The organism is Providencia sp. NPDC089933, assembly GCF_049545585.1.
In the GTDB taxonomy this organism is placed as follows: domain Bacteria; phylum Pseudomonadota; class Gammaproteobacteria; order Enterobacterales; family Enterobacteriaceae; genus Providencia; species Providencia huashanensis.
In genome coordinates, this window is sequence record NZ_JBMWDT010000003.1 from 353,006 (window position 1) to 378,335 (window position 25,330).

Here is a 25,330-nt window from a genome sequence, read left to right on the forward strand (position 1 = left end):
TTGCTCGAAATTACCCTAAATAATTTGAGTTGTAGCAAGGCGGCAAACAAAACCATCCCTATGAGCATACACAAGTATGTGATTAGGGTGGTTTTGTGCAGCCAACACCGCTACAGCTCAAAGTATGACGGGTAATGGGTATTAGAGCATTGGCTTACCATACTCCATCGGAGACAAATCAAAGTATTTTGCAACTGTTTGCCCTATGTCCGCGAACGTTTCACGGTGGCCTAATGAGCCTGGTTTAACTTTCGGGCCATAAATCAGCACTGGGATATGCTCACGTGTATGGTCAGTACCTGGCCAGGTTGGGTCACAACCATGGTCTGCGGTTAAAATCAGAATGTCGTCTTCTTTAACCAGTTTCATTAACTCAGGTAAACGACGGTCAAATAGTTCTAATGCAGCGGCGTAACCTGCTACATCACGGCGATGGCCATATGCGGAGTCAAAATCAACAAAGTTGGTGAATACAATAGTGTTATCACCCGCCAGCTTCATTTCTTCAACGGTCGCATCGAACAGTGCATCAATACCTGTTGCTTTGATTTTCTTAGTGATACCAACGTGCGCATAAATATCGGCAATTTTACCAATAGAAACGACTTCACCTTGTTTTTCATCAACTAATTTTTTTAATACTGTTGGAGCTGGTGGCTCAACTGCTAGGTCATGGCGGTTACCAGTACGTGTGAAGTTACCTGCTTTATCGCCAACGAATGGGCGAGCGATAACACGACCTATATTGTAACCACCTTTAGTTAGCTCTTCGCGAGCAATTTCGCACAGCTCATACAGTTTGTCTAAGCCATAGGTTTCTTCGTGACAAGCAATTTGGAATACAGAGTCTGCTGAAGTATAGAAAATCGGTTTCCCCGTTTTCATATGTTCTTCACCCAGTTGGTCGAGGATGACCGTACCTGATGAGTGGCAGTTACCCAAATAACCCGGTAAGTTGGCTTTTTTAACTAAGGTATCCAGCAATTCTTGTGGAAAACTATTTTCTTCATCAGAGAAATATCCCCAATCGAAAAGCACAGGCACACCTGCTATTTCCCAGTGACCTGATGGCGTATCTTTACCTGAAGAAATTTCGCTTGCATAACCGTATGCACCAATAATTTCTGCATTAGGATCTAACCCCGCAGGGAATGAACCGCTTGATTCTTCTCCTGCTTTACCTAAACCTAATTTAGTTAAGTTAGGTAAATGAAGAGGGCCTTTACGACCAATATCTGCTTCACCACGAGCACATGCATCTGCAATGTGGCCCAATGTGTTTGAACCTTCATCACCGAATTTATGCGCATCATGCGCTGCACCAATCCCAAAGGAATCTAAAACCATAATAAATGTGCGTTTCATATTTTTTCTCCCGCGGTACATTCAAGTCAACATACCACTAAAATCTCTGTTTATTACTCGCTGATTTGGCGATATACCATCGGTGTTTCTTGTGGAGCTTTATCTCCAATCACCATTGCATCCCGCACTTCTTTCGCAGCGTCTTCCCATGCTTTTTCACTGTTCGCATGGATAATAGCTAATGGCGTTTGTGTATCTACTTTAGAACCTAACGCCGCGATATCACTCAAACCAACACTGTAGTCAATTGGGTCTGACGCTTTACGGCGTCCCCCACCTAACGTCACGACTGACATACCTAATGCACGGGTATCCATATGTGTGACAATACCGTCTTTTGGTGCATAGACCGCTTTGCTTAATACTGCGGTTGGTAGGTATTTATTGTAATTTTCAACAAAATCAACTGGCCCTTTTTGAGCCGCAACCATGCGCTCAAAGACTTCAGCTGCTTTGCCGTTATCCAATACCGCTTGTAACTTCTGGCGTGCTTCATCACGATTAGCCGCTAATGATCCAGACACTAACATTTCAACACACAGTGCCATAGTCACTTCATACAAACGTGGGTTACGGTATTCACCTGTTAAAAATTGTACGGCTTCACGCACTTCAACCGCATTACCTGCACTTGATGCCAATACTTCATTCATATCAGTCAATAACGCGGTTGTTTTGCAACCAGCGCCATTTGCGACCTTAACGATCGATTCTGCAAGTTGCTCGGATTTTTCATAAGTCGGCATAAATGCTCCGGAACCAACTTTGACGTCCATAACAAGAGCATCAAGGCCTTCCGCCAGCTTTTTACCTAAAATTGATGCGGTGATCAGCGGAATTGAATCAACTGTTGCCGTAATATCACGGGTGGCATAGAAGCGTTTATCTGCAGGTGCTAATGAGTTTGTTTGGCCAATAATGGCAACACCTACGTCTTTGATAATGTCACGAAAACGGGAATCATCAGGGAAAATATCGAAATTTGGAATTGCTTCGAGTTTATCTAATGTACCACCAGTATGACCTAAACCACGGCCTGAAATCATCGGAACATAACCACCACACGCTGCAACCATAGGGCCAAGCATCAGTGAAGTCACGTCGCCTACTCCACCAGTCGAATGTTTATCGACTAATGGGCCATTCAGGTTAAGTGATTTCCAATTAAGAACTGTCCCTGAGTCACGCATTGCCAATGTCAGAGCAACGCGTTCAGGCATCGTCATATCATTAAAATAGATAGTCATTGCTAATGCAGCAATTTGACCTTCTGATACTGAATTATCACGAACACCATTGATAAAGAAACGAATTTCTTCTTCACTTAGTGGTTTACCATCGCGTTTTTTACGAATAATTTCTTGTGCCAGAAACACGATATACTCCTTTAAAGTCGAATTTATCGGTTAACAATATTGCGAAAATTAATAATTGCTGCTTGATTTTTTAACGTCAAAACCTAGCGTATTTAATAAATTTGCTAATAAGCTTGATGCGCCAAAACGGAAATGGCGGCTATCAGCCCAATCGTCACCTAAAATTCTTCCTGCTAATGCTAAGTAATCTGCTGCTTCTTCTGCAGTACGAACGCCACCAGCCGGTTTAAAACCAACCGTTTTGGCTACGCCCATATCGTGGATCACTTGCATCATGATTTCTGCACTTTCTAATGTCGCATTAACAGGCACTTTACCTGTTGATGTTTTAATAAAATCAGCGCCAGCTTTAATTGAAATTTCAGAAGCTTTGCGGATCAATGCCGCCTCTTTTAATTCACCGGTTTCAATAATCACTTTCAGCAACACATTTGCCGCAGCACAAGCCTCTTTACAGGCTTTCACTAAATCAAAACCAATTTTTTCATTCCCCGCTATCAGCGCACGATATGGGAAAACCACGTCAACTTCATCTGCACCATAAGCAATCGCCGCTTTAGTTTCAGCTAATGCGATTTCGATGTCATCATTACCATGAGGGAAGTTCGTTACTGTCGCGATACGGACGTCTGGAGTACCTTGTTCACGTAATGTTTTACGTGCAATAGGGATAAAGCGAGGATAAATACAGATTGCAGCTGTATTACCTGCTGGGCTTTTCGCCTGATGGCATAATGCGATCACTTTTGCATCAGTATCGTCATCATTTAAAGTGGTTAAATCCATCAGGGTCAGCGCGCGTTGTGCGGCTGCTTTTAAATCAGTCATATAACTCTCCAACGTTGTTAATTCTTCAGAACGACACGTTCTTTGTTGGCGAGCGGGCTTGGTTCCTTAAAGATGCTAGTCGGATACTTTCCGAACTGAGCAGCTGAGATCCTTCTCACCGCATCATGCCCTAGAGTAACTTTACTCTGAGAACTAGCAGTTCCATAGCAGCTTACTAATGATAGTAGACCATGGAATAGCGTTATTTTACGTGCTACAAATCACATTAATCGACTGAATGTTACATTATTAAAATAATAAATGTGATACAGATTACAATTATACCTAATCTGACGGCCATTTTATTCTCTCAAATGGCTTTTCGATACATGCTTTATCATTAATTTACTACGTTAAGAGTAGTTGAAAATTTTCGATTGATATAAAAATTCACAAAAGAATATAACGCATCAAATTAAAAACGGAAGGACAAGAGCCCTTCCGTTATATTTGTTTAAGAGAGCCAGCTTTTGCCCCTCGAAACAACATCAAGCAACTGCCGCTGCACCTAAAGTCAGGAAGAAGCCTGCAATTGTTGCACTCATTAAGTTAGACAGTGTACCTGCCATAACCGCTTTCATGCCTAAGCGTGCGACATCACCGCGGCGACTTGGCGCCATTCCGCCCAAACCACCTAATAAGATAGCGACAGATGATAAGTTAGCAAACCCACACAGCGCAAAAGAAATAATCGCTTTTGTATGGTCAGATAACACTTGTTTACCCGCGGCTAAAACCTCAGCATCTGCCTTCATGTACTCACCAAAGTTCATGAATGCAACAAACTCATTCACAACAATTTTTTGGCCAATGAAAGACCCTGCGACTGTCGCTTCGCTCCATGGCACCCCAATGAGAAATGCAATCGGTGCGAACAACCAACCGAGTAATAGCTCCAGTGATAATTGAGGATAATCAAACCAGCCACCAATTCCACCTAAAATACCATTAATTAACGCGATCAACGCGATAAAAGCCAATAACATTGCACCCACGTTCAGCGCAAGTTGCATCCCTGATGAAGCCCCTGAAGCGGCTGCATCAATAATGTTGGCAGGGCGCTCGTCTTCAGCAACTAAATCCGTCGCATCAACTCTGTCTTTAACATCTTCTGTTTCTGGTACCATCAGCTTGGCAAATAATAGCCCACCCGGCGCTGCCATAAAGGATGCAGCTATCAGGTATTCCATTGGGACGCCCATTTGAGCATAACCCGCCAATACTGACCCTGCAACAGATGCCAAACCACCACACATGATGGCGAATAGCTCAGATGTTGTCATTGTTGCGATATATGGACGTACCACCAGTGGCGCTTCTGTTTGACCAACAAAAATATTCGCTGTGGCTGATAACGATTCTGTTCTGGAGGTTCCTAAGACTTTTTGCAGACCACCGCCTAATACCTTAATCACTAACTGCATGATGCCTAAGTAATAAAGAACCGCAATCAGTGATGAGAAAAAGACGATGATAGGCAGCACGCGAAAAGCAAAAATAAAGCCGCCGCCACCAAATAATTCAAACATTTTATCGGAAACAAGGCCCCCAAAGATGAAACTCATCCCATCTTGACCATAACCAATAACTTTAGAAACAGCGTCAGACATTCCTTGGAGCACACTACGCCCCGCGGGAACATAAAGGACAAATGCGCCAATAACAAGTTGGATTAAAAATGCACCACCGACTGTGCGGAGTCGAATAGCCCGGCGATTGCTAGAAAATAGGACGGCTATCGCGATAAGCACCGCCATTCCTATAATACTCATAATGAGCTGCATGGAAGGATCCCTGTTCACTTGATTTTAAATTGATATATAAGGAAACGTGTACGTCACCTTGTCTCTTAGTTTGATGATTATACCTAGTCATCATGAATAACCCGCAATACTCATCACAAATACGTGGTGCAATAAACAATAAAAATTCAAATAATGTGACAAAAATCACAAACAAGACTCGGTTTAGTCTGGAAAGGCACTAAACATCTCATCAACCAAAGCAAAATATGAATGGAGCAAAATAGATAGGTAGCAAGCTTACATAAATATTATTTATCGTTTATTTGCGGTTTTACTCCGTTAGATTAAATAACGACAAACTATTGTTGTAAAGTTGTTGGGCAATTTCTGCGGGGGATTCGTGGCGAAGTTCACATAATGCACGAAAAACCCATTGAATACGTTCTGGCCGATTTGGCTCGCCTTGAAAACCTGACACTGGCATGTCCGGTGCATCCGTTTCTAGCAGTAACGAGGAAAGGGGTAAATTAGATATCACATTACGTGTTTTATTGGCTCTTTCATAAGTAATCGTCCCACCAACACCAATATAATAGCCAAGTTTAACAAAAGCTTGTGCTTGAGATAAGCTCCCTGCAAAGCCATGAATAACACCACGAGCAGGGACATCCATACGGCGCAATATCGCCGCTAGCTGATCGTGGCTTTTTCGTGAATGCAAAATAACAGGTAAATCGAATTGTTTTGCCAGCCTTAATTGTGCAGAAAGTATTTTTTGTTGATGCTCGAACTGTGGATTTTGCATGTAAAGGTCTAACCCTATCTCCCCTATCGCCACACAGTTTTTATCTTTTTTATTAAGGTAATCGACTAAAATATCAATGTGTTGATCTTGATACTGGCTTAAGTACAACGGGTGAAAGCCCATCGCGGCATACAACGATGAGTGCTGCTGTGCGAGTTGCCACACGCGTGCAAAATTATCGACACTGACAGTTGGAATAATAATCTTACTCACCCCATTTTGCTTAGCAAGCGCTAAACTGTCAGTAAATGCATCACTGAAAGGTGGGAAATCAAAATGGCAATGGGTGTCAATAAACCGCAGATTATCCATCTAGCTTCTCACTAGCTTGCATCCCTTTTAGGGGCTGTACAGCCATTGTAGGGACTAAATCTCGATGTTCTTCTGGCTCGATTTGTATATCAATCGGGTTTAATTCTATTTTTTGCTCTAAGGTACGGCTAAATCTACGCCTATTTTCAATAAACGCATCCCCAAGTGCCGCCATAAAATAGCGGCCGCATCGTCTACCCGTATGATAATCTTGGTTCAATGAAGAAACTTTACTTCCCAGCGCACTGCTCTTGAGTGGAACCGGTGGGTAAATTTCAAAGATCTGTACATCCTTAGGTGGATTTTCAATAAATTCCTGCGTCTTACGGTAGCTTTTAAGGTGAATTTTTAACATTGCAGCCATGCGCTGCAAGCCATTACTATCCCCCTCTAACCAGCGAGTCATTCTTTTCACCCATTCAGGCGTAAAATACATTTGTGATGGCACTGTACGGATCACAACAATCGTCTCAGCACCACGATGATAAGCCTCTTCAACAGGAACCGCCGCGCTGATCCCACCATCGAGGTACAAAGTCCCACCAAGCTCAACACCTGTTCGATAAAAACCAGGAATAGCGCTCGAAGCACGGATAATATCTAACCAAGAATCTGCTGTAGGTTGTAAGAACTCAGCCATAAAGTCATCGCTGCGGCTTGTCCCCATATAGAACTCGCGCCCTGATGCAAGTAATTCAAGCCCTGCTTGCATCCGCAATGGTAATTCTTTTGCTGTTGTTTCAACTAACCAGTCAAGGTCAATAAGGTGCCCCCCACGAATAAACCGTAGTGGGTTAAAGAAAGCAGAATTGGTGGTATAGCGAGTAATCACTCGTCGTGCATAACCTGCTTGGCCGCAGATATAAGCAGAAAGATTTTGTGCCCCAGCAGAGGTACCAATCATTAAGTCAAAAGGATTAAAATCGGAAATTAAAAACTCGTCCAGTACGCCCGCAGTAAAAATCCCTCGTTGCCCACCACCTTCACATATCAGTGCGGTTTTCCCCGAGTTAATGTTGTCTAAAAATGCGAGGGGCTCAATAGTGCCCAATGTCACTGCGACGTGTTTCCCCATACTACCCCTTAATCCGTTATTTCTTGTATTTTTGACTAAAGGCTCTCAAGCCACCTAAAAATAGAATGAGCCTTCTAACGAAAGCCCATTCTAACGGATCTGTATAATAAATATTCAGCAATTTGCGCTATTGATACATTTATTTACCAATCAGTTGGCAAGCACCAGACCATTTTGGACTGATTTCACCCCATTAACTTGTGATGCCACCAGTACAATTTTGTCAATTTGATCCGTCGAGGTGACAAAACCTGATAAATAAACCACTCCATTAACGGTTTTCACTGATACATTATTACTCGAAATACCTTTCGTACCGAGTAGTTTTCCTTTCACATCAGCGGTGATCGCAGAGTCATCAATATACTCACCCGTATTTTTTGCACCGCTCGAAATTGCATTTCCTGTATCTTTACCCGCCATTTCAACGGTTTTTGACGCGCTGTCCCACGTTTCTGAAGCTTGTTTTTTCAAAGCGCTATCTGATGATGAGCTACAAGCCGTGAGCGCCCAGCTCAACCCAATAACCCCCAAACAGCTTAATAGCGTTGCTTTTTTCATAAAAAACCTTCCTTTCACTGTGATGGACTAACTAATAATATAGCCTAAGTAAAAAAACGTTAAAAATAAAGAGAAAGAAGACAAAGACAGAATATTCTTGATGCAAATGCGATAAAAAACAGAAAAATAGGCTTTAAAAGAAGGTCGAAAGAAGATCCCCCGCTACAAAACTAGTAGCGGGAGAGAAAAAACGTATTAGTGTTCGCGTGTTTTACGGAACCTAACATCAGGGTAGCGTTCACTAGTGAGATTTAAGTTCACCATTGTTGGCGCAATATAAGATAGGTTATCACCGCCATCAAGTGCTAAATTTTGCTCATTTTTACGTTTAAATTCTTCGAATTTTTTCGCATCGTCACACTCAACCCAACGAGCTGTAGAAACGTTTACGGCTTCGTAAATAGCTTCTACGTTATACTCGCTTTTCAGACGTGCCACTACCACATCAAACTGCAACACACCGACCGCGCCAACAATTAAGTCATTATTGGTTAACGGACGGAAAACTTGTACCGCACCTTCTTCCGAAAGTTGAACAAGACCTTTTAACAGTTGCTTTTGTTTTAATGGGTCACGTAAACGAATACGGCGGAACAATTCAGGTGCAAAGTTAGGGATACCCGTAAACTTCAACTCTTCACCTTGTGTAAAGGTATCACCGATTTGGATAGTCCCATGATTATGTAAGCCGATAATATCCCCCGCATAAGCATTCTCAACTTGAGAGCGGTCACCAGCCATAAAGGTTAAGGCATCAGAAATTACCACATCCTTTTTAATACGCACTTGACGTAGTTTCATGCCTTTTTCATAAGTACCTGAAACAATACGCATAAATGCAACACGGTCACGGTGTTTCGGGTCCATATTAGCTTGGATTTTGAACACAAAGCCCGTAAATTTTTCTTCTGTTGCTTTCACTTCACGCAAATCTGTTTTACGCGCTTGTGGTTGTGGAGCCCATTCGACTAGCCCGTCTAACATATGGTCAACACCAAAGTTACCTAAAGCCGTACCAAAAAATACCGGGGTTAACTCACCTTGCAAAAATGCTTCATGGTCAAATTCATGGGATGCGCCTTGAACAAGCTCAAGTTCATCACGTAATTGGGCTGCCAGTTCGTCTCCCACTGCAGCATCCAATTCAGGGTTATTTAACCCTTTAATAATGCGAATTTCTTGAATTGTATGGCCTTGACCTGTTTGGTATAGGATGGTTTCATCACGCAGTAAGTGGTAAACACCTTTGAATAATTTACCGCAACCTATAGGCCATGTGATTGGGCAACAGGCAATTTTCAGCTCGTTTTCCACTTCATCCATTAATTCCATTGGGTCGCGAATATCACGGTCCAATTTATTCATGAATGTTAAGATTGGCGTATCACGTAAGCGAGTAACTTCCATCAGTTTACGTGTCCGGTCTTCAACCCCTTTACCTGAGTCAATAACCATCAAGCAGCAGTCAACCGCAGTCAACGTCCGGTAAGTGTCTTCCGAGAAATCTTCATGCCCTGGGGTATCAAGTAGGTTAACAAGGCAATCGTTATAAGGAAATTGCATGACAGAGGTAGTAATCGAAATACCACGCTGCTTTTCCATTTCCATCCAGTCGGATTTAGCGTGCTGGTTAGAACCCCGGCCTTTTACCGTACCAGCCCGTTGAATAGCATGCCCGAACAATAACACTTTTTCAGTGATTGTGGTTTTACCCGCATCGGGGTGGGATATGATAGCAAACGTTCTACGTGTGCTAACTTCATGGAGAAAGTTCTGATCTGTCATTTAACCGTTCTTTTCGTTTATATACAGATTTGTATAGGCATTCGAAGAGGCTTGATTTGGCTCTAAGCGCAGCAAATCCGTTTTGTTAATCAAAATTGGTGGATATTTTCGCAGATCTTGGGGGTATTAACAATCAAAGCATCGAGGTACACGTAAAACAGTACCTCGACCCTGTAGCAAATTAGCTAAATGATAACAATATAAACCAGTGGTTAAAGCGCCACTAAGTGAGCAATTTCCTCTCCAAGTGCTTGTGTACTGGCATCCCCACCCATATCACGAGTTAAGTTCCGGCGCTGTTTAATCGCAGTTTCCACTGCGCTCATAATAGTATCGTGGATATCTTGGCAGCCTAAATGCTGCATCATCATGGCTGCGGCCCAAATAGTACCGATTGGGTTTGCAATATTTTGCCCTGCAATATCTGGCGCAGAGCCATGAACTGGCTCAAACATTGATGGAAATTCTTTTTCAGGGTTAATATTTGCAGATGGTGCAATCGCAATCGTGCCAGTACAAGCAGGCCCTAAATCAGACAAAATATCACCAAATAAGTTTGACCCAACAATCACATCATAAAACTCAGGCATTCGAACTAAGTTGGCAGCAAAAATATCGATATGGAATTGGTCGACTTTAATTTCTGGGTATTGTTTTGCTATTTCAGCTACCCGACTGTCCCAATAAGGCATTGAATGAAACAAACCATTCGATTTAGTCGCGGAACTTAAATGTTTTTTGTCGCGCGATTGTGCTAAGTCAAACGCATATTTTAAAATACGGTCAGTACCTTTACGGGTGAAGATACTTTGCTGCAACACCATTTCTTCATCAGTACCTTCATATTGAATACCACCAATAGCCGAATACTCACCCTCCACGTTTTCACGCACCACATAAAAATCAATATCTCCGGGGTTTTTATCCGCAAGTGGGCACTTGATGCCATCAAACAAACGTACGGGGCGAAGATTCACATACTGGTTAAATGCGCGACGAATTGGCAGTAATAACCCCCACAAAGAAATATGATCAGGCACCCCAGGGAAACCAACCGCCCCTAAAAAAATAGCATCAAATTTTTTCAATTGTTCTAAGCCATCTTCAGGCATCATACGCCCCGTACGATGGTAAGTTTCACATGACCAATCAAAATACGTAAAGTTAAGCTTTATATTATGTTTACTCGCTGCCGCTTCTAAAACTTTTATCCCCTCAGGGATCACTTCTGTACCGATGCCATCACCTGGGATTACTGCGATATTAAATTGTGACATAGTGAAAACCTCTGATAAATGAATTGGGTATGTTTGTTCTCCAGTTTATGGCTTGCTGTGATAAAGTATAGGCATGAAGTGTAATCCTTAGGTTTACAAACTATGAACAAGCTCCCAGCATTAGAGGATATCCGCGTTTTTGTGACTGTTGCGCGCCTAATGAGTTTTTCTCAAGCAGCTCAGCAACTGTTGGTTTCCCCTGCTTATATCTCTAAACGAATTAAATTGCTCGAAGAAAATTTAGGGCAAATATTATTTTTTAGGACTGCTCGTTCAATTAAACTCACCCATGAAGGGCAGATAATTTTACGCAGTAGTGAAGCGATGTTAGCAGAACTTGAACATATGCAAGAGCAGCTTAATGCATGTCGAGAAGAGATCCGTGGCTCGCTTCGCATTAGTTGTAGCACCGGGTTTGGTAGTACATACATTAACCCGTTCATCCTCACATTACGGGAAAGTTACCCTTTACTAGGGATTGACCTTACACTGACAGATAAATCCGTCGATATTATCAATGAAAATATTGATGTTGATATTTGTATCGGAGGCGCCATTTCCGAGCAATTCATTGCTAGACGTATCGCCCATAACCAGCGGGTTTTATGCGCATCACCAAGTTATTTGGCTAAATATGGCTACCCTAAATATCCGCAACAGCTTGAGCAAAAACACTTGTGCATTGCTATCAAGGAACGCAACCAAGCTCCAGCTGTTTGGAAACTTGAGCAGCAACAAGAAAGTATGACAGTCACACCGAACAGTAAGCTGACCGTCAATAATGGTGAAGTGGCCAAACAATGGTGTTTAAGTGGCGAAGGCATACTGCTGCGCTCCCTATGGAGCGTGCTTCCCGAATTGCAATCTGGTCAATTGATACGTGTTTTACCACAATGGCACCAAACAGCAGATGTTTATGCTGTTTATTCGAGAAGTATCCGAACTAGTGCTAATCTTAGAGTGTTTATTGAAAATTTAGAGCAATTCCTCACCAACAATTTACACCATGAACGCACTTAATTAAGTTTTATTAGCAAAAGGTGGATATGCATTGATGATAGAAGCAGAGACATTCAAAGAACGTTTATTAAAACTGCTAAAACAGAAAAAAATGAGCCAATTAAAAGCAGCTGAAGCCCTTGGTGTCTCAAGAACCGCGGTCAATAAATGGACAAAAGGTGGCATGATAGATGAAGATAACCTTGAAAAACTCGCCACACTATTGGATGTCGACAAAATTTGGTTGAAATACGGTGAATACACCAATAGCCTAATTACTGTCACCAATGCAGGGGTCATGCGTAATATAAATGAAGTCCACCTCCAAGAATCTGCGGATATCGTCACATGGGAATGGGACTTAATGAGCGGAGAGCTCAATTACTCTGATAACGTTGAAGCCGTTTATGGCATCAAAATCACCAGTAATGAAGATTTCTGGGCATTAATGGATCACCACTCTAAAGAAAAACTGGTTAATGGTTATTCCAAAATCATCCGCGAAGGTGGAGCCCATGAAATGGATTTCAAAATTAACTGGGAAGGTGAATACCGCTGGATAACATCTCGTGCCACAGGTGTTCGGGGTTCAAATGGAAAAGTAACTAAATTAGTCGGGATTAGCTTAGACAATACTGAACGTAAAAATAATGAATTACGCTTACGTAAAATCAAATGCTACTTTGATGTTTTACTTTCTCATTTCAATCATCTTGTTGTTTTCACAGACAAAGCGGGTGAAATTTTAGCCAGTAATTTAAACAGCCTCTCATCTGAAATAGACTACCTCGACCTACAACGCTTATTGTATCAATTAGTCATTAGTCATAAATCATGGCTAGATGAAGTACTCGATACTGGCCGAGGGCAGGTTGTTTTTCAAGATAAACAAATTACAGCTTATCAACATGTTAATGATGAACAGCAGATATTTTTAATGTTTGAGTTAAAAGATATCTGAGTGGTTAATCATTGCCCCATTGGGTAATCATGGGGCAACCCGGTTATAGGTCAAGCACTAGCCGCTTAGTTTTGGCGCGAGACACACACAGCATCATGGTTTTTTGCTGCGCTTTTTCATCATCATCAAGGTATAGGTCTCGGTGGTCTGCCTCCCCTTCTAATATTGCCGTTTCACAAGTACCACAGACTCCATTACGGCATAAACATTCCACATTAATGCGCTTATCTGCTTCGATTGCCTGTAATATAGACATATCTTCACCAACAACTAAGCTAATCCCTGAACGCTGAAAATGCACTTCAAATGACTCACCTTCACTCGCGACTTCGCCAAAATTTTCAAAGTGAATCTGTGACTCGCCAAGATGTTTTTGACCTTCTTCAATCACATTATTAATTAATGATTCCGGACCACATACATAAACATGACTATGACTTGGTTGGCTTTTGATTAACTGCTCAACTGACATTCGCTGCCCTTGGCTGCTATCGTATACATGCAATCGGTCGCCAATACGCTCTTGTAAATGTTCGACAAAAGCCGCCGTTTTGCGGTCACGAAAACAGTAATGGAGTTCAAAATCCATATTGCCGTGCTCTAACTCATATAAATAAGAAAGAAATGGCGTAATACCGATCCCTCCAGCGATCAAAACATGCTTACACTTGCTGTTTTTCTCAAGCGAGAAAAAATTCTGGGCAGGGGATAAATATAAACTATCCCCTAAAGATAACTGCTCATGCATAAAAGCTGAGCCACCTTTTGAATTTTCATCACGCAGAACAGAAATGCAATAACTCCCACAGTGTTGCGGATCACTAATGAGTGAATACGCACGCTGTAAGCCAGCCTCTCCCCCCATATGAACGGTAACATGGCTTCCCGCACTAAAGGGCATAAAAGTACCGTCCTGTGCAACGAATTCGAACATTTTGATGTTTGGGCTAACCTGCTCTATTCGGCTAACATTTACCGCGATTTTTGCTTGGTTCATCACTGTTCTCCTTCCTTATCCAATATCGATACACAAGTACTTAATGCTTAAATAATCCTCAATGCCATAACGAGAGCCTTCTTTCCCTAAACCAGATTGTTTCACACCGCCGAATGGCGCAACCTCATTAGAAATCAAACCAGTATTGATGCCGACCATACCACTTTGCAGCTTTTCTGCGACACGATATACCCGATTCACATCCCGAGAGAAAAAGTACGCCGCTAGCCCATAAATAGTATTATTTGCCCGAGAAATTACTTCACTCTCATCATTAAAGCGGATCAATGTGGCAATAGGACCAAAAATTTCTTCATGAACAATGTCCATTGAATCATCAACATCTACCAATACTTTTGGATTAAAAAAGTTGGCTTGTTCTTTGATTTCATTACCTAATGTTAATAATTTAGCACCTTTCGCTAATGCATCTTGCAATAATGCATTCATTCCTTCTATTGCCTTAGATGTAATCATTGGCCCAATATCGGTACCCGCAGCAAGCCCATTTCCGACGGTTAATTTGGCCACTTCTGCGACAAACTTGGTTTTAAATTCATCAAAAATAGCAGTATGAATATAGAAACGGTTAACACAAACACAGGTTTGCCCACCATTACGGAACTTGGCTTGAATAGCGGCAGTTACTGCTTTATCAATGTCTGCATCCTCAAAGACGATAAAAGGCGCATTACCACCGAGTTCTAACGACGTTTTCTTTATAGTCGATGCACACTGTTCTGATAATATTCGGCCTACTTGTGTCGAACCTGTAAACGAAAACTTACTGATAAGCTCATGTTTTGTCAGTCTTTCGCCTAAAATACGCGATTCCCCCGTCACAACATTAAAAACCCCTGCTGGAATACCCGCCTCATCGGCCAATTGAGCTAATGCAAGAGCCGTAAAAGGTGTTTCTGTCGCTGGTTTGATGATAATGCTGCACCCTGCCGCAAGAGCCGGTGCCGCTTTACGGGTGATCATCGCAGCGGGGAAATTCCATGGTGTAATGGCACTACACACCCCGATAGGTTGCTTAATTGTCGAAATCCGGTTACTCCCAACAGTCTGAGGGATAGTCTCCCCATAAACACGTTTACCTTCCTCTGCAAACCATTCTATAAATGAAGCGGCGTAGCGAATTTCACCTTTAGCTTCATGTAATGGCTTACCCTGTTCTAAGGTCATTAAGCGACCGAGATCATCAACATTGGCTTCGATAAGCTCAAACCAACGTCGTAAAATGATAGAACGAGCCTTGGCGGTAAGCTGCTGCCAACCTTCCATCGCCATGTGAGCTTGCTCAATAGCCTCATCCACTTGTCTTGCCGACAAACTGGGAATTTCTCCCAGCACAGATTGGTCAACAGGATTAGTCACAGGGATTTTCTGACCTGAATCAACCCATTGCCCATTGATATAACATGTCTGACGAAATAGCGCTGGGTTAGTTAACTTATGCATTTGTGACTTCTCCTCGTTCATTTATGTTCAATAACGTAATTACTCGCTATGCGCACCAGCTAAAATCTTATGGAAATGAGCCACACCGTGTTCACTAATACCACTGCGTTGCCTATCTACCATAATTCTGCCTTGCCCACGGTAACCGCGAGATCTCAAGCCTTTTTGAACACTTTCAACGAGACGTAAATCTTCAGGACGAAAAACGGTACGATACCATTCGACTAAATTTTTCTGGTACTCCGTCAACTCTTCATTAAGGAAGTAAATATCATAATGCTGCAATGTTTCTCCGGCATTGACAGGGAACTCATAGATAACCGTCATAAAATCCCCTCCAGGCGGCATATTGAACATTGTGCTTGGCCAAATCCAAAAACCAAAGAAACGAGGATCTAATACAGATTCATCAAACTGATATGAAGACTCTGAAGGTTTAGCTTTACCGATTTGTACGGTCCAGTTATCCAATAATTGATGTTCATATACGCTAACATCCACTGAACTCGCGAAACTAACATGGTTAGTCGGGCAGTGATAACATTCAATATAATTATCAACGATAGTTTTCCAATTAGCTGGGGTACGGCTGACAAAACGTGCTGCCAATTTTAAATCACCAATCACAGCACAAGCTTCTTGCATTTTTTCTGCTAAACCAGGTAATTGCTGTTCAATTGGTTGAGGTTCTTCAGTTGTCATATTGACATAAATAAACCCTGCATGTTCAGTCACATGGAAAGAGCTTAATGACATGGCATCTGATTCAAAATTATTCACATTCTCACAATTGGTCGCATGTGCTAATTGACCATCAAGCTTGAATGCCCATGCATGATAAGGGCAAGTAATCACATTCTTAACTTTGCCACTTTCACCACTGATTAATTGGTGACCACGATGTGGACATACGTTATAAAAACCACGTAAAACATCATCACGACCACGAACGATCACGAGGCTTTCACCAATAAGTTCACGAGTGATATACGAGTTTTTTTCTTTTACTTCACTGATATGGGCAACACAAACCCATGAATTAGCAAATATTTTTTCTTTTTCATACTCAAAAATATCATCAGAAGTGTAATAACGTGCAGGGATCGTCCATGCGTTATCAATATCAAGGTGATCATTGATCGAAATGACTTTGGTTGCATTGCTCATAACTGCCCTCACTTTGTAAACTTATAGTTAACATATTTTTTATGAATGTTAATCCAGATCTCAATAATGATCAAACAAAATATTGACTAAAATTTATTCATTCATTATTTCATCAATAAAAACAATACAATATGCGATATATATTTACCGATCCTGTTAATGACAAGTTAATTATTTGTTGACTGCGCAATCTTTGCATGGCTATTCTCTGTAAACCAACAGTAGCTATTAACGAAAAACAACCTTACAAACACAATAGGAATTCCCTGCAAGCCAACTCTCATACAAAAAAAATAAGTGAGCAACCGGAGAAGAGGTATGATGAATCATAAGAAGTCTATATTTTACGTGTCGTTAGCCTTTAGTTTGGCGCTAATTAGTTTTGGCGCCTTTATCCCTGACAAACTGGAAGCATTTTCACACTCAGCTTTAAGTTTTATCTACAACAACCTAGGTTGGTTTATCTTAGGTTCCGTTTTTATCTTTTTTGCCTTTTGTATGTTCCTTGGTTTTTCTAAATTTGGGCACATTCGTCTAGGCGATGATGATGACAAGCCGGAATACAGCACCGTCACTTGGATTGCGATGCTATTTAGCGCATCAATTGGCATTAGCTTAATGTTTTGGGGGGTAGCGGAACCCGTCTCCTATTATATTAGTCCACCAATTGGCCAAGGCTCTACAGAGCAATCAGCCAAAGCGGCGATGCAATATGTCTACCTACACTGGGGGGTATCAGCTTGGGCTTGTTATGCACTCGTCGGCGTTGCATTAGGTTACTTTCAATTTAGAAAGAAACTCCCTGCATCAATGAGCTCAGTATTTTACCCATTACTTGGTGATCGTATTTACGGCTCGATTGGTAAATGGATCAACGTGTTAGTGATGCTTTCCATCGTTATCGGTATCGCAACATCACTCGGTTTTGGTACACTACAAGTTAACAGTGGAATGAACTATTTGTGGGGGTTACCAATTAGTATTTATGTACAAATTGGTTTAATTGCCATTATCACCGTCGTATATATCGCTTCCACTATTTCAGGGCTGCAGGGGGCAATTAAGCATCTATCCAACCTAAATATCGTACTTGCTATAGGGTTGATGGCATTTATCTTTATCTCTGGTCCAACACAAACGATTTTAAAAGTGTTATTCCAAGGCATTGGTGATTACGTACAAAACTTTGTCAGTATGTCTTTTCGCACCGAGCCGTACAACGATGGAACTTGGATTGCGAACTGGACACTCTTTTACTTCGGTTGGTGGATTGCATGGGCACCATTAGTCGGTAGCTTTGTAGCGCGTATCTCAAAAGGCAGAACGATTAAAGAATTTATGATTGGTGCCGTATTCATTCCTGTATTAAGTGCATTCGCTTGGTTCGCCGTGATGGGTGGGTCTGCAATCCATCTTATTCAAAACCTAGGACAAACAGCACTGGCTGACGCAGTAAAAACCGATGTTACTTCTGCGTTATTTAAATTTTTAGATTATTTTCCAGCCTCAACCTTTATTAGTATGATAGCTATTGTTCTGGTGTTGATTTTCTTTGTTACCTCAGCAAACTCAGCGGTTTTCGTACTCGGTATGGTAAGTGAAAATGGGAACCCAAACCCATCTCATGTGACGAAAACAATTTGGGGTGTGATCATTGCAGCGATTGCAATAGTACTCATCATGACTGGGGGGTTATCCGGCTTACAATCAGCCCTTGTTGCGATGGCCGTTCCATTATCTATCATGATGCTAATCATGTGTTATTCCACCTATAAAGGCCTGAACGAAGAAGTGAATGCACAAGCAGCAGCAAAAATACAACAGAAAGAAGATATTAAGCTGATGAATAAAACCATTCTTTCGGAAACAGAAAAATAAGAACCTAAATGACAAAACCCCAGCACGAGTCTCGTGCTGGGGTTTTTAATTCCACATTTAAAATGATAACCGTATTTATTCGTCATTCAATAATGTTAGAGCGAGGACAAGTGCATCCTCTCGGCCTTTTTTCGCCGGGTAATAATCTTTCCGTACTGTTACTTGATGAAAGCCAAGCTTATCATACAGATGTAATGCTGATGCATTCGATTCCCTAACCTCTAGCCACAAGGTTAAGATACCTTTTTTAACTAAATCGCTGATCAGTTGCTCGAGTAATAAACGACCATACCCCTGTCCTTGATAGTCAGGATGGACAGCAATATTGAATAAAGTGGCTTCATCCAACACACACTGAGTTATTGCATACCCAACAACTTGATTATTAATAGAAATCTTAATGTTATGATACTTTTCCCCTTGATTCCCATAAAAAACACGCTCAGTCCATGGGAAGTCATGACTTAACTTCTCAATTAAGAAAGCAGTTGCGAGATCAGATTGCTTTAGTGTTGATATTTTCATCATATTGATAAATTTGTTTCCATAGTGCCTGTTTAGCGCTGTGACTTGACATCAGCTCAGACAAAACAGGTGAAATAAACGTGATTTTTGAACCTTCGGGGTGGGTTTCGCCACCTAATACCCAACAAGGCGTTATTATTGGTGTTGGGAGTAAACCTAACTGCTCTGAATTAACACAAACAACATCATCAGAGACAATATTCATTGATAGAAAAATATCTTTTAGCAGTTGGCTATTTAAATCGAGGTTCTCATCAGTAATAATAATAAGCTTAGTCGACGCTGGGATCCTTACACCACGTTCACCACGTAACACAGCTGGATTTCTCACCATCCATTGAGTGATCCCCATTTGTTCTAAAAGCCTGTCACGTCGTGTCATTTATTTTTCCAGTCGCAATTGTACAACCACATCTTATCAAAGGGGATTAATAGCGCCAACAGAGCAATGCTATTTCTCCCATTTCTGGTAATGTGTTATCAGTTATCTATTATTTTAGGAGATTGACAGAATATGTCATTACTGACACCTGCCAGCGAAGTTATACAGCGCCATCTCGAACACTTTACAGATCGTCATGTCATTTTGGCCGGTGACATTCAGGATGAACTTGCAGCAACCTTAGAAGCAGCAAGCGTTCGTGTCATTACGAACCAGTATCACCACTGGCAACGTTTACAACCGTTAATGGGGGAAATGGCGTTATACTCTGCGACAACCCCAGCTGAATTTATTCAGCCCTGTAATACACTCATCTATTTTTGGCAAAAAAACAAGCAAGAAGCTTGTTTTCAGCTTGATGATCTTTGTACCCACCTCGCTACTGGTAGCCAAATATTTATCGTAGGGGAGAACCGTAGCGGGGTAAAAAGTGCCGAGTCTATAATGGAAGGCATCGCTAGCTTGCAAAAAATTGACTCTGCACGCCGCTGTGGTTTGTATTATGGCGAACTAGAGCAACCGACCCAGTTTGATATTTCTCGCTGGTGGCGTCATTATCAAATTGATAATGTTAGAATTAATGCATTACCAGGCGTATTTAGCCATATGGAACTCGATATCGGTAGTGATTTATTATTATCTACACTTACAGAGCCTATGAGCGGTGACCTATTAGACTTAGCTTGCGGTAATGGCGTATTGGCGGCCGTTATTGGTTCCCAAAACCCAGAAATAAAACTTACATTAAGTGATGTCAGTGCCTCTGCATTAGATTCCGCAGCTTCTACACTTGAAGCTAATCAGCTAACAGGCAAAGTGGTTGCAAGTGACGCTTATTCAGATATTCATGATAAGTTTGACTGGATTATTTCTAATCCACCTTTCCATGATGGGCTAAATACTAGCTACCGTGCAGTTGAAAATATGATTTACCAAGCACCTAAATTCCTGAAAAAGGGCGGGCGCTTGCGCATAGTCGCCAATGCTTTTTTACCTTACCCTGATTTACTGGATAAAGCATTCGGTAGCCATGAGGTGCTAGCTAAAACAGGGAAATTTAAAGTTTATCAAGCGATTAAGCGCTAACTGTATCAGTGAAATTAACACGCCGATAAATTCACCCAAACTAGAAGTGGCCAGTAATTATTGACTGGCTATTTTTTACCAAAAAACGGCGACCAAAAGCTACACCGAATTAGTGTAACCAGACAAACTTAGTGAGTTGCGAGGGTGACGGAATTGCTAGACGCGCTAGCTTCAGGTGTTAGTATTCTATAGACGTATGGGGGGCTAATCCCCCCTTTCACACCACTGATGCAGTCAGTGTTTTTCACTTCAAATTGACTTGAAAGCACTTTCTACCGTGCGCTCACTTTCCCTCTATTATTTTTCCTAATGCATTCACTCATTATTTAACCAAATACTACCTTTGTAATACAAATGCAGCCAGAAAACACACGAGTGAAACAACGGCTGGGATAATCAATAAACGCCGAGAACCACGGTTAAACAACATACCTGCAGTCGCGATCATCATAATGATCATGGTGATTTTGAGGTTATCTAACCCCATATTGCTGAGTACATAGGTAATGCTCAGCAATATCACGGCGAAAACACCCCATAAACCAGCCCCTATGCGCCGTAAGCCAGTTGTTTTTGATATGCTAGTTGGCATAATGACCTCAACAATCTCAAATGATAATGATTATCAATCATATCTGATTTTGTGTGAATTTCAATATTTATTGTTCAATTTGACGACAAAATCAATAGCCAACAAACATATTCATTAACAAAACACTCTAATCAAACCAATATACAAAGTGAATATCTTCCGGCTCTAAAGCAAATAATTCTGGGTCAGGTTTTTCAATCAAAGTACAGCCAAGATATTGGTAGAAATGTACTGTATTTTCTGATGGTGTCGCCGATATATACAGCCCTTTAGCGTTTTTTTGAATGGCTAGGTCAACACACTGCTGAAATAGCAGCCCAGCCAAACCTTCACCACGATGTGGGTGACTAACATGTAAAAAAGACAACTGCAGCAAATTTTTTTGCTCACCACGCCATGTATTGTCTAAACTCGCAGCTGCAATCAGTTTCCCTTGTTCAAACACCCCTATAAAAATGGCCCCTTGGTCATAACTTTCCAACAAATGTGGAGTGTAAGCTTCAGGTTCACCTTCAGGCCAACCTTTCATATCAAAGCGCTGCTTTGATAGCACCAATTTCCCATCTTGATGTAAATATAGGTGCTCAATTAATTCAGTGCGATCAATAGACCAAACCGCTGGAATTTCATCTCGCTGTAGTTTCCGTACTTCTCTCATAAATTGGTTCTCATCATGCTGCGCTTATAAATAAGCTCTCGTTTTGATTATTAAAAAATAATAAATCAAGATAACCAATAAATAAATAAGTTCAAATATTTCATAAAGCTATTAAGGAATGGTTGAATAAAGGGGAGAGGAAAGAAGGCCGTTAAAAAAATTCTCCGCAACATCCTGTCGCGGAGAATTTATATTACAGGGTTGGTTTATTGCTTCAATCCCATTGCATCACGCATGGTAAAGAACAAATCGGTTTGGTCAGTCAGACCCATTACGTTTGCCGCATGTGGGCCATAGGCAGCTACACGTAACTGAGCGCCAGTGTGCTCCTGTGAGTCATCTTCTTCAGAGTTCCCGTAGTTAACCACCATCACAGAGCCATCTTTAGTAATCAATGCTTGAGTTAGCCCTGTTGATTTAGTGCCTTCCGGTATGATTTGGCTCGAATGTGAGTGATCCGCAGTCACGATAACCAAAGTATCACCATGTTGTTTAGCAAAATCTAAACCAACTTGAACGGCTTCATCGAGAGCCACGGTCTCACCAATTTGGCCACACGGATTTGCTTTGTGATCTTGTTTATCGATGGATGCGCTCTCAACTTGCAAGAAGAAACCATTCGGGTTGACTTCTAATAAATCAATCGCTTTTTTAGTCATTTGCGCTAACGTTGGCGCATTTGGATCTAATTTAGAATTAGGTTTACATTCAAGTGGTGCATTATTGATGTTGCCATAATGAACGGCTTTAGGCCCTTCCCACGCGACTGCCATATTGCCATCATGGAATAAACCTAAAACAGGTTTATCTTGATTCGCAACAGTGACGTTGTTCAACGCATTTGCATCACGCACAATGTTGTAACCACGTTCAATAGCCTGTTGTTCTAACGTTTTACCTTTATAGTCCCCAGCTTTTGCTTCTTGTTTGAAGCTCTTCGCACCACCGCCAAGGGTCACATCTGCGCGAGTGATCAATAACTGCTCTGAAATCGAGCCACGCCCGCCATTTTCTAAGGCATTAGCCGCACATTTTTCTGATGTTTCTTCAGGTCCATAACATTTACGTGCACTGACATGGGCGAACTGCGCGGCTGGAGTTGCATCCTGAATTTCAGAGGTTGTCACGTTGCCCGTAGCTTTTCCATTACGTTTCGCAATTTCAATTAACGTTTCGTGGTCATTACCAAATACATCGATCCCCAATGCACCATTATATGTTTTCACACCCGATGACCATGCAGTTGCGGAAGCCGCCGAGTCAGTCACATAATCAGGTTTCTGCGTTTTTTTATCTAATGCATAGTGAGTATATTGCCCTGTGATAGGTAAGGCATCGATGCCTTTAAAAAAGCCAGCTGCACCTTCTGCATAGTTACGTGCGACGGTAATTTCAGAATCCCCCATACCATCACCGATAAATAAAATCACATTTTTGGCTTGACCATTGTGAAGCGCCGCTTTCATGATGTCAGTTTGTTCAGTCGCTAAACGACGTGCTCCGCCAAATTTAGTGATATCGCCTTGGGCCGCACGGTTTTCTGAAACCGCATCATTTTTATCTGCGGCATAAGCAGGGATTGTACTTCCTAAAATCAATGTACTTACTGTGACAGCTAAAAAAGACTTCATAAAATTACCAGTCATAACAGTTTCCTTGCCGATCAATAATGAAAAATGAATAAGTATGTTTTAAATAATGATAGGCATGCTAAAGGAGCTAGATGACAGTTGAATGACGCTTTTATGGCGAAATGAATACGGTTGTCATAAAAATGAAAAAGCAGCTCATTACAAGCTGCTTTAAGCACTAATCCGGTTATTACTTACCACTGTGATGAGAGTTTCTTTGTGCCCTCATACAGTGTTTCACACCAAGAAATGTAATCATGGCCGCTGGGTAATTCTATTGCATCAACTTGGTAGCCTTTATGCTTTAATACGTCAAACAAGTGATAATGATTTTGAATAATTCCGCCCCAACTGCCTCTTTGTTCAAATAAACCCGCCTCAAGGAAAAATCGAATGGGTTGCTTCGGCATGGTTTCAATTTCCCGGATCAGCCATTCAGGGTCTTCCCCCTTTGGTGACCACCAATAAGACCCTGACATGCTTAACACATTGCCGAATACCTCCGGATGCTGTAAGGCATTCCAAGTTGCCCCAAGCCCTCCATAACTAGACCCCGCAATAATAGTGTGTTTGGCTTCCGCTTGGATTCCCTTTTTTACCAGTAACGGTATTAACTCATCCGCCAGCAATTGAGGGAAGTCATGATTAGGAGGCAGCTCTTCCCCACGACGTTCCGAACTGATGCTATCGACAAACACGATATCCATAGCTGGCAAATCACCGTTATTCATCCATTTATCAAAAAACTTCACCATTTGATAATTTTGTTGGTAAATCTGACCATCTAACAACACTAACAGCGCAGGGTGTTTCATCGGCATATTTGCGCGATATACCGTAATTTTTCGTTCATTATTCAAAACACGGCTAGAAAGTGTAAAAGTTTCCAAACTTCCTTGAACTTGCGAGTGCTTTATTAATGGGAAATTACATTGGCGTATTTGTGGCGCTAGTGACAATAAGGAGAAGCGGTTGTATTTATCTTCAGCTAAAGATGGAATAACGTTGGGGTTATACGGGTCAGCTTGTGCTGTCACTAATATTGCCTTACGCTGTGCGAAACCACCTTCAGGAACCATTGGGATATCAGGGGCAATTTTATATTGTGACAATGTCTTATCAGGGATAATAAAAGAGCGGTACCAAATATCAGTTCCCGCCAAATGCGCCATTCTTTCATGATTCCCCGATGGCGCTCCTAAAATATACGCATTGGATTTCGCCCCCCGCCATAAAAAAGTTGCTCGCTTTTGCGAACCAGCGAGATCCTCAATCAGTGGAGTTCCTTCTATCGCAACAGCTTGCCAGAAAGCGGCTGAGTCCCCATCGCTATAATACTCATCCAATAGGCTTTGCAACTTAGGGCTTACAGGCTCTCCCTCTTTTTTGATATCTAACGGCTGATAAGGTTTGACATCAAATTGCAGACGCCAAGGCTTCCCCGGCTCACCTTTCAAAGAAAGATAATAAACCCCATTTGTAGGGACTAAATAATCCGCAGAATGAGGCTCTTGCGCCGAACCATATTCTTGTAGAGTACGTATGGGCTGTTGCTTAGCGTCTAGTAATGTGACCTTGGAAACCCCCTCTCCACGTTGCTTGATAAAATTTTGCTGTGATGCTTCAAAAAATAAACAGCTATCCCCCTTACTGTTATGCACCCCTTCGGCAGTAGAAAGCTCCGCTAAACGAATACAGTCTGAAGAGGTTGCGATGGCTGCTGAAGAAAACAAAATACACCCTAAAAGTGGCAAAGATTTCACATCTCATTCCAATGAATCAATTGATAATAATAATTATT

At 41.6% G+C, this 25,330-nt stretch carries 22 protein-coding genes; 4 read left to right on the forward strand and 18 right to left on the reverse strand.

Annotated elements, in window-relative coordinates; translation table 11 throughout:
* Positions 1–141: 141 nt before the first annotated feature.
* The 9 genes from deoB to ACPEH5_RS07065 form a co-directional block, all read right to left on the reverse strand.
* Positions 142–1,365: a phosphopentomutase gene (gene deoB, locus ACPEH5_RS07025; RefSeq protein ID WP_042849057.1), complete on the reverse strand. Its 1,224-nt coding sequence runs from the start codon at positions 1,363–1,365 to the stop codon at positions 142–144.
* A gap of 53 nt (positions 1,366–1,418) precedes the next feature.
* Positions 1,419–2,741 carry a thymidine phosphorylase gene (gene deoA, locus ACPEH5_RS07030; RefSeq protein ID WP_166687289.1) on the reverse strand — a complete coding sequence of 441 codons (1,323 nt, stop codon included), beginning with the start codon at positions 2,739–2,741 and terminating at the stop codon, positions 1,419–1,421.
* A gap of 48 nt (positions 2,742–2,789) precedes the next feature.
* Positions 2,790–3,569 (reverse strand): deoxyribose-phosphate aldolase, encoded by a 780-nt coding sequence (gene deoC / locus ACPEH5_RS07035; protein ID WP_048608471.1) that lies wholly within the window; start codon positions 3,567–3,569, stop codon positions 2,790–2,792.
* Positions 3,570–4,057: 488 nt separating this feature from the next.
* Positions 4,058–5,341, reverse strand: coding sequence for a NupC/NupG family nucleoside CNT transporter (locus ACPEH5_RS07040; protein ID WP_173424848.1), 1,284 nt, complete (start codon positions 5,339–5,341; stop codon positions 4,058–4,060).
* A 304-nt stretch (positions 5,342–5,645) separates the two neighbouring features.
* Positions 5,646–6,431 carry a TatD family hydrolase gene (locus tag ACPEH5_RS07045; protein WP_129466885.1) on the reverse strand — a complete coding sequence of 262 codons (786 nt, stop codon included), beginning with the start codon at positions 6,429–6,431 and terminating at the stop codon, positions 5,646–5,648.
* Positions 6,424–7,506: a patatin-like phospholipase family protein gene (locus tag ACPEH5_RS07050; protein WP_129466886.1), complete on the reverse strand. Its 1,083-nt coding sequence runs from the start codon at positions 7,504–7,506 to the stop codon at positions 6,424–6,426. Before ACPEH5_RS07050 ends, ACPEH5_RS07045 begins: the two co-directional genes overlap by 8 nt.
* Positions 7,507–7,656: 150 nt before the next feature.
* Positions 7,657–8,067 carry a BON domain-containing protein gene (locus ACPEH5_RS07055; RefSeq protein WP_042849062.1) on the reverse strand — a complete coding sequence of 137 codons (411 nt, stop codon included), beginning with the start codon at positions 8,065–8,067 and terminating at the stop codon, positions 7,657–7,659.
* A gap of 195 nt (positions 8,068–8,262) precedes the next feature.
* Positions 8,263–9,852: a peptide chain release factor 3 gene (gene prfC, locus ACPEH5_RS07060; RefSeq protein WP_042849063.1), complete on the reverse strand. Its 1,590-nt coding sequence runs from the start codon at positions 9,850–9,852 to the stop codon at positions 8,263–8,265.
* 212 nt (positions 9,853–10,064) lie between these two features.
* A complete protein-coding gene (locus ACPEH5_RS07065; RefSeq protein ID WP_166687290.1) occupies positions 10,065–11,129 on the reverse strand; it encodes a tartrate dehydrogenase in 1,065 nt (354 codons plus the stop codon).
* Positions 11,130–11,231: 102 nt separating this feature from the next.
* Here ACPEH5_RS07065 and ACPEH5_RS07070 point away from each other — a divergent pair, with 102 nt between their 5' ends.
* Positions 11,232–12,149, forward strand: a complete 918-nt coding sequence (locus ACPEH5_RS07070) for a LysR substrate-binding domain-containing protein (RefSeq protein ID WP_042849065.1) — start codon at positions 11,232–11,234, stop codon at positions 12,147–12,149.
* A 34-nt stretch (positions 12,150–12,183) separates the two neighbouring features.
* The gene (locus ACPEH5_RS07075; protein ID WP_042849066.1) at positions 12,184–13,089 is read left to right on the forward strand and encodes a helix-turn-helix domain-containing protein; all 906 of its coding nucleotides are present in this window, start codon (positions 12,184–12,186) and stop codon (positions 13,087–13,089) included.
* Between the two features lie 43 nt (positions 13,090–13,132).
* On the opposite strand, the gene ACPEH5_RS07080 is transcribed toward ACPEH5_RS07075, so the two are convergent.
* From ACPEH5_RS07080 to ACPEH5_RS07090, 3 genes are read right to left on the reverse strand one after another with little or no spacing between them, the layout of a single operon-like run.
* Positions 13,133–14,086: a PDR/VanB family oxidoreductase gene (locus ACPEH5_RS07080; RefSeq protein ID WP_166686038.1), complete on the reverse strand. Its 954-nt coding sequence runs from the start codon at positions 14,084–14,086 to the stop codon at positions 13,133–13,135.
* Between the two features lie 15 nt (positions 14,087–14,101).
* The gene (locus ACPEH5_RS07085; protein WP_042849068.1) at positions 14,102–15,550 is read right to left on the reverse strand and encodes an NAD-dependent succinate-semialdehyde dehydrogenase; all 1,449 of its coding nucleotides are present in this window, start codon (positions 15,548–15,550) and stop codon (positions 14,102–14,104) included.
* Between the two features lie 39 nt (positions 15,551–15,589).
* Complete coding sequence (locus tag ACPEH5_RS07090; protein ID WP_042849069.1) at positions 15,590–16,717, reverse strand: aromatic ring-hydroxylating oxygenase subunit alpha; 1,128 nt, start codon at positions 16,715–16,717, stop codon at positions 15,590–15,592.
* Between the two features lie 318 nt (positions 16,718–17,035).
* Here ACPEH5_RS07090 and ACPEH5_RS07095 point away from each other — a divergent pair, with 318 nt between their 5' ends.
* Positions 17,036–18,595 (forward strand): BCCT family transporter, encoded by a 1,560-nt coding sequence (locus ACPEH5_RS07095; RefSeq protein WP_197679467.1) that lies wholly within the window; start codon positions 17,036–17,038, stop codon positions 18,593–18,595.
* Between the two features lie 75 nt (positions 18,596–18,670).
* On the opposite strand, the gene rimI is transcribed toward ACPEH5_RS07095, so the two are convergent.
* Positions 18,671–19,123: a ribosomal protein S18-alanine N-acetyltransferase gene (rimI, locus tag ACPEH5_RS07100; protein ID WP_042849070.1), complete on the reverse strand. Its 453-nt coding sequence runs from the start codon at positions 19,121–19,123 to the stop codon at positions 18,671–18,673.
* Positions 19,092–19,502, reverse strand: coding sequence for a DNA polymerase III subunit psi (locus ACPEH5_RS07105; RefSeq protein ID WP_042849071.1), 411 nt, complete (start codon positions 19,500–19,502; stop codon positions 19,092–19,094). The genes rimI and ACPEH5_RS07105 overlap by 32 nt, the downstream gene beginning before the upstream one ends.
* 132 nt (positions 19,503–19,634) lie before the next feature.
* On the opposite strand from ACPEH5_RS07105, the gene rsmC reads away from it, so the two are divergent.
* Entirely contained in the window at positions 19,635–20,648 is a 1,014-nt protein-coding gene (gene rsmC / locus ACPEH5_RS07110; RefSeq protein ID WP_048608598.1) for a 16S rRNA (guanine(1207)-N(2))-methyltransferase RsmC, read from the forward strand.
* A gap of 337 nt (positions 20,649–20,985) precedes the next feature.
* On the opposite strand, the gene ACPEH5_RS07115 is transcribed toward rsmC, so the two are convergent.
* The 4 genes from ACPEH5_RS07115 to ACPEH5_RS07130 all read right to left on the reverse strand — a co-directional run bounded on the left by ACPEH5_RS07115 (position 20,986) and on the right by ACPEH5_RS07130 (position 25,292).
* Entirely contained in the window at positions 20,986–21,240 is a 255-nt protein-coding gene (locus tag ACPEH5_RS07115) for a DUF1435 family protein (protein ID WP_042849073.1), read from the reverse strand.
* A gap of 127 nt (positions 21,241–21,367) precedes the next feature.
* Positions 21,368–21,898 carry a GNAT family N-acetyltransferase gene (locus ACPEH5_RS07120; protein WP_042849074.1) on the reverse strand — a complete coding sequence of 177 codons (531 nt, stop codon included), beginning with the start codon at positions 21,896–21,898 and terminating at the stop codon, positions 21,368–21,370.
* Between the two features lie 206 nt (positions 21,899–22,104).
* Positions 22,105–23,544 carry an alkaline phosphatase gene (gene phoA, locus ACPEH5_RS07125; protein ID WP_042849075.1) on the reverse strand — a complete coding sequence of 480 codons (1,440 nt, stop codon included), beginning with the start codon at positions 23,542–23,544 and terminating at the stop codon, positions 22,105–22,107.
* Positions 23,545–23,723: 179 nt separating this feature from the next.
* Positions 23,724–25,292: an alpha/beta hydrolase-fold protein gene (locus ACPEH5_RS07130; protein ID WP_240133612.1), complete on the reverse strand. Its 1,569-nt coding sequence runs from the start codon at positions 25,290–25,292 to the stop codon at positions 23,724–23,726.
* Positions 25,293–25,330 lie beyond the last annotated feature (38 nt).

Bases quoted from the DNA above. Each gene is read 5' to 3' on its own strand.
- deoB (WP_042849057.1), bottom strand. From the start codon at position 1,365: ATGAAACGCACATTTATTATGGTTTTAGATTCCTTTGGGATTGGTGCA.
- deoC (WP_048608471.1), bottom strand. From the start codon at position 3,569: ATGACTGATTTAAAAGCAGCCGCACAACGCGCGCTGACCCTGATGGAT.
- ACPEH5_RS07040 (WP_173424848.1), bottom strand. From the start codon at position 5,341: ATGAGTATTATAGGAATGGCGGTGCTTATCGCGATAGCCGTCCTATTT.
- ACPEH5_RS07045 (WP_129466885.1), bottom strand. From the start codon at position 6,431: ATGGATAATCTGCGGTTTATTGACACCCATTGCCATTTTGATTTCCCA.
- ACPEH5_RS07050 (WP_129466886.1), bottom strand. From the start codon at position 7,506: ATGGGGAAACACGTCGCAGTGACATTGGGCACTATTGAGCCCCTCGCA.
- ACPEH5_RS07055 (WP_042849062.1), bottom strand. From the start codon at position 8,067: ATGAAAAAAGCAACGCTATTAAGCTGTTTGGGGGTTATTGGGTTGAGC.
- prfC (WP_042849063.1), bottom strand. From the start codon at position 9,852: ATGACAGATCAGAACTTTCTCCATGAAGTTAGCACACGTAGAACGTTT.
- ACPEH5_RS07065 (WP_166687290.1), bottom strand. From the start codon at position 11,129: ATGTCACAATTTAATATCGCAGTAATCCCAGGTGATGGCATCGGTACA.
- ACPEH5_RS07070 (WP_042849065.1), top strand. From the start codon at position 11,232: ATGAACAAGCTCCCAGCATTAGAGGATATCCGCGTTTTTGTGACTGTT.
- ACPEH5_RS07075 (WP_042849066.1), top strand. From the start codon at position 12,184: ATGATAGAAGCAGAGACATTCAAAGAACGTTTATTAAAACTGCTAAAA.
- ACPEH5_RS07080 (WP_166686038.1), bottom strand. From the start codon at position 14,086: ATGAACCAAGCAAAAATCGCGGTAAATGTTAGCCGAATAGAGCAGGTT.
- ACPEH5_RS07085 (WP_042849068.1), bottom strand. From the start codon at position 15,550: ATGCATAAGTTAACTAACCCAGCGCTATTTCGTCAGACATGTTATATC.
- ACPEH5_RS07090 (WP_042849069.1), bottom strand. From the start codon at position 16,717: ATGAGCAATGCAACCAAAGTCATTTCGATCAATGATCACCTTGATATT.
- ACPEH5_RS07095 (WP_197679467.1), top strand. From the start codon at position 17,036: ATGATGAATCATAAGAAGTCTATATTTTACGTGTCGTTAGCCTTTAGT.
- rimI (WP_042849070.1), bottom strand. From the start codon at position 19,123: ATGATGAAAATATCAACACTAAAGCAATCTGATCTCGCAACTGCTTTC.
- ACPEH5_RS07105 (WP_042849071.1), bottom strand. From the start codon at position 19,502: ATGACACGACGTGACAGGCTTTTAGAACAAATGGGGATCACTCAATGG.
- rsmC (WP_048608598.1), top strand. From the start codon at position 19,635: ATGTCATTACTGACACCTGCCAGCGAAGTTATACAGCGCCATCTCGAA.
- ACPEH5_RS07115 (WP_042849073.1), bottom strand. From the start codon at position 21,240: ATGCCAACTAGCATATCAAAAACAACTGGCTTACGGCGCATAGGGGCT.
- ACPEH5_RS07120 (WP_042849074.1), bottom strand. From the start codon at position 21,898: ATGAGAGAAGTACGGAAACTACAGCGAGATGAAATTCCAGCGGTTTGG.
- phoA (WP_042849075.1), bottom strand. From the start codon at position 23,544: ATGACTGGTAATTTTATGAAGTCTTTTTTAGCTGTCACAGTAAGTACA.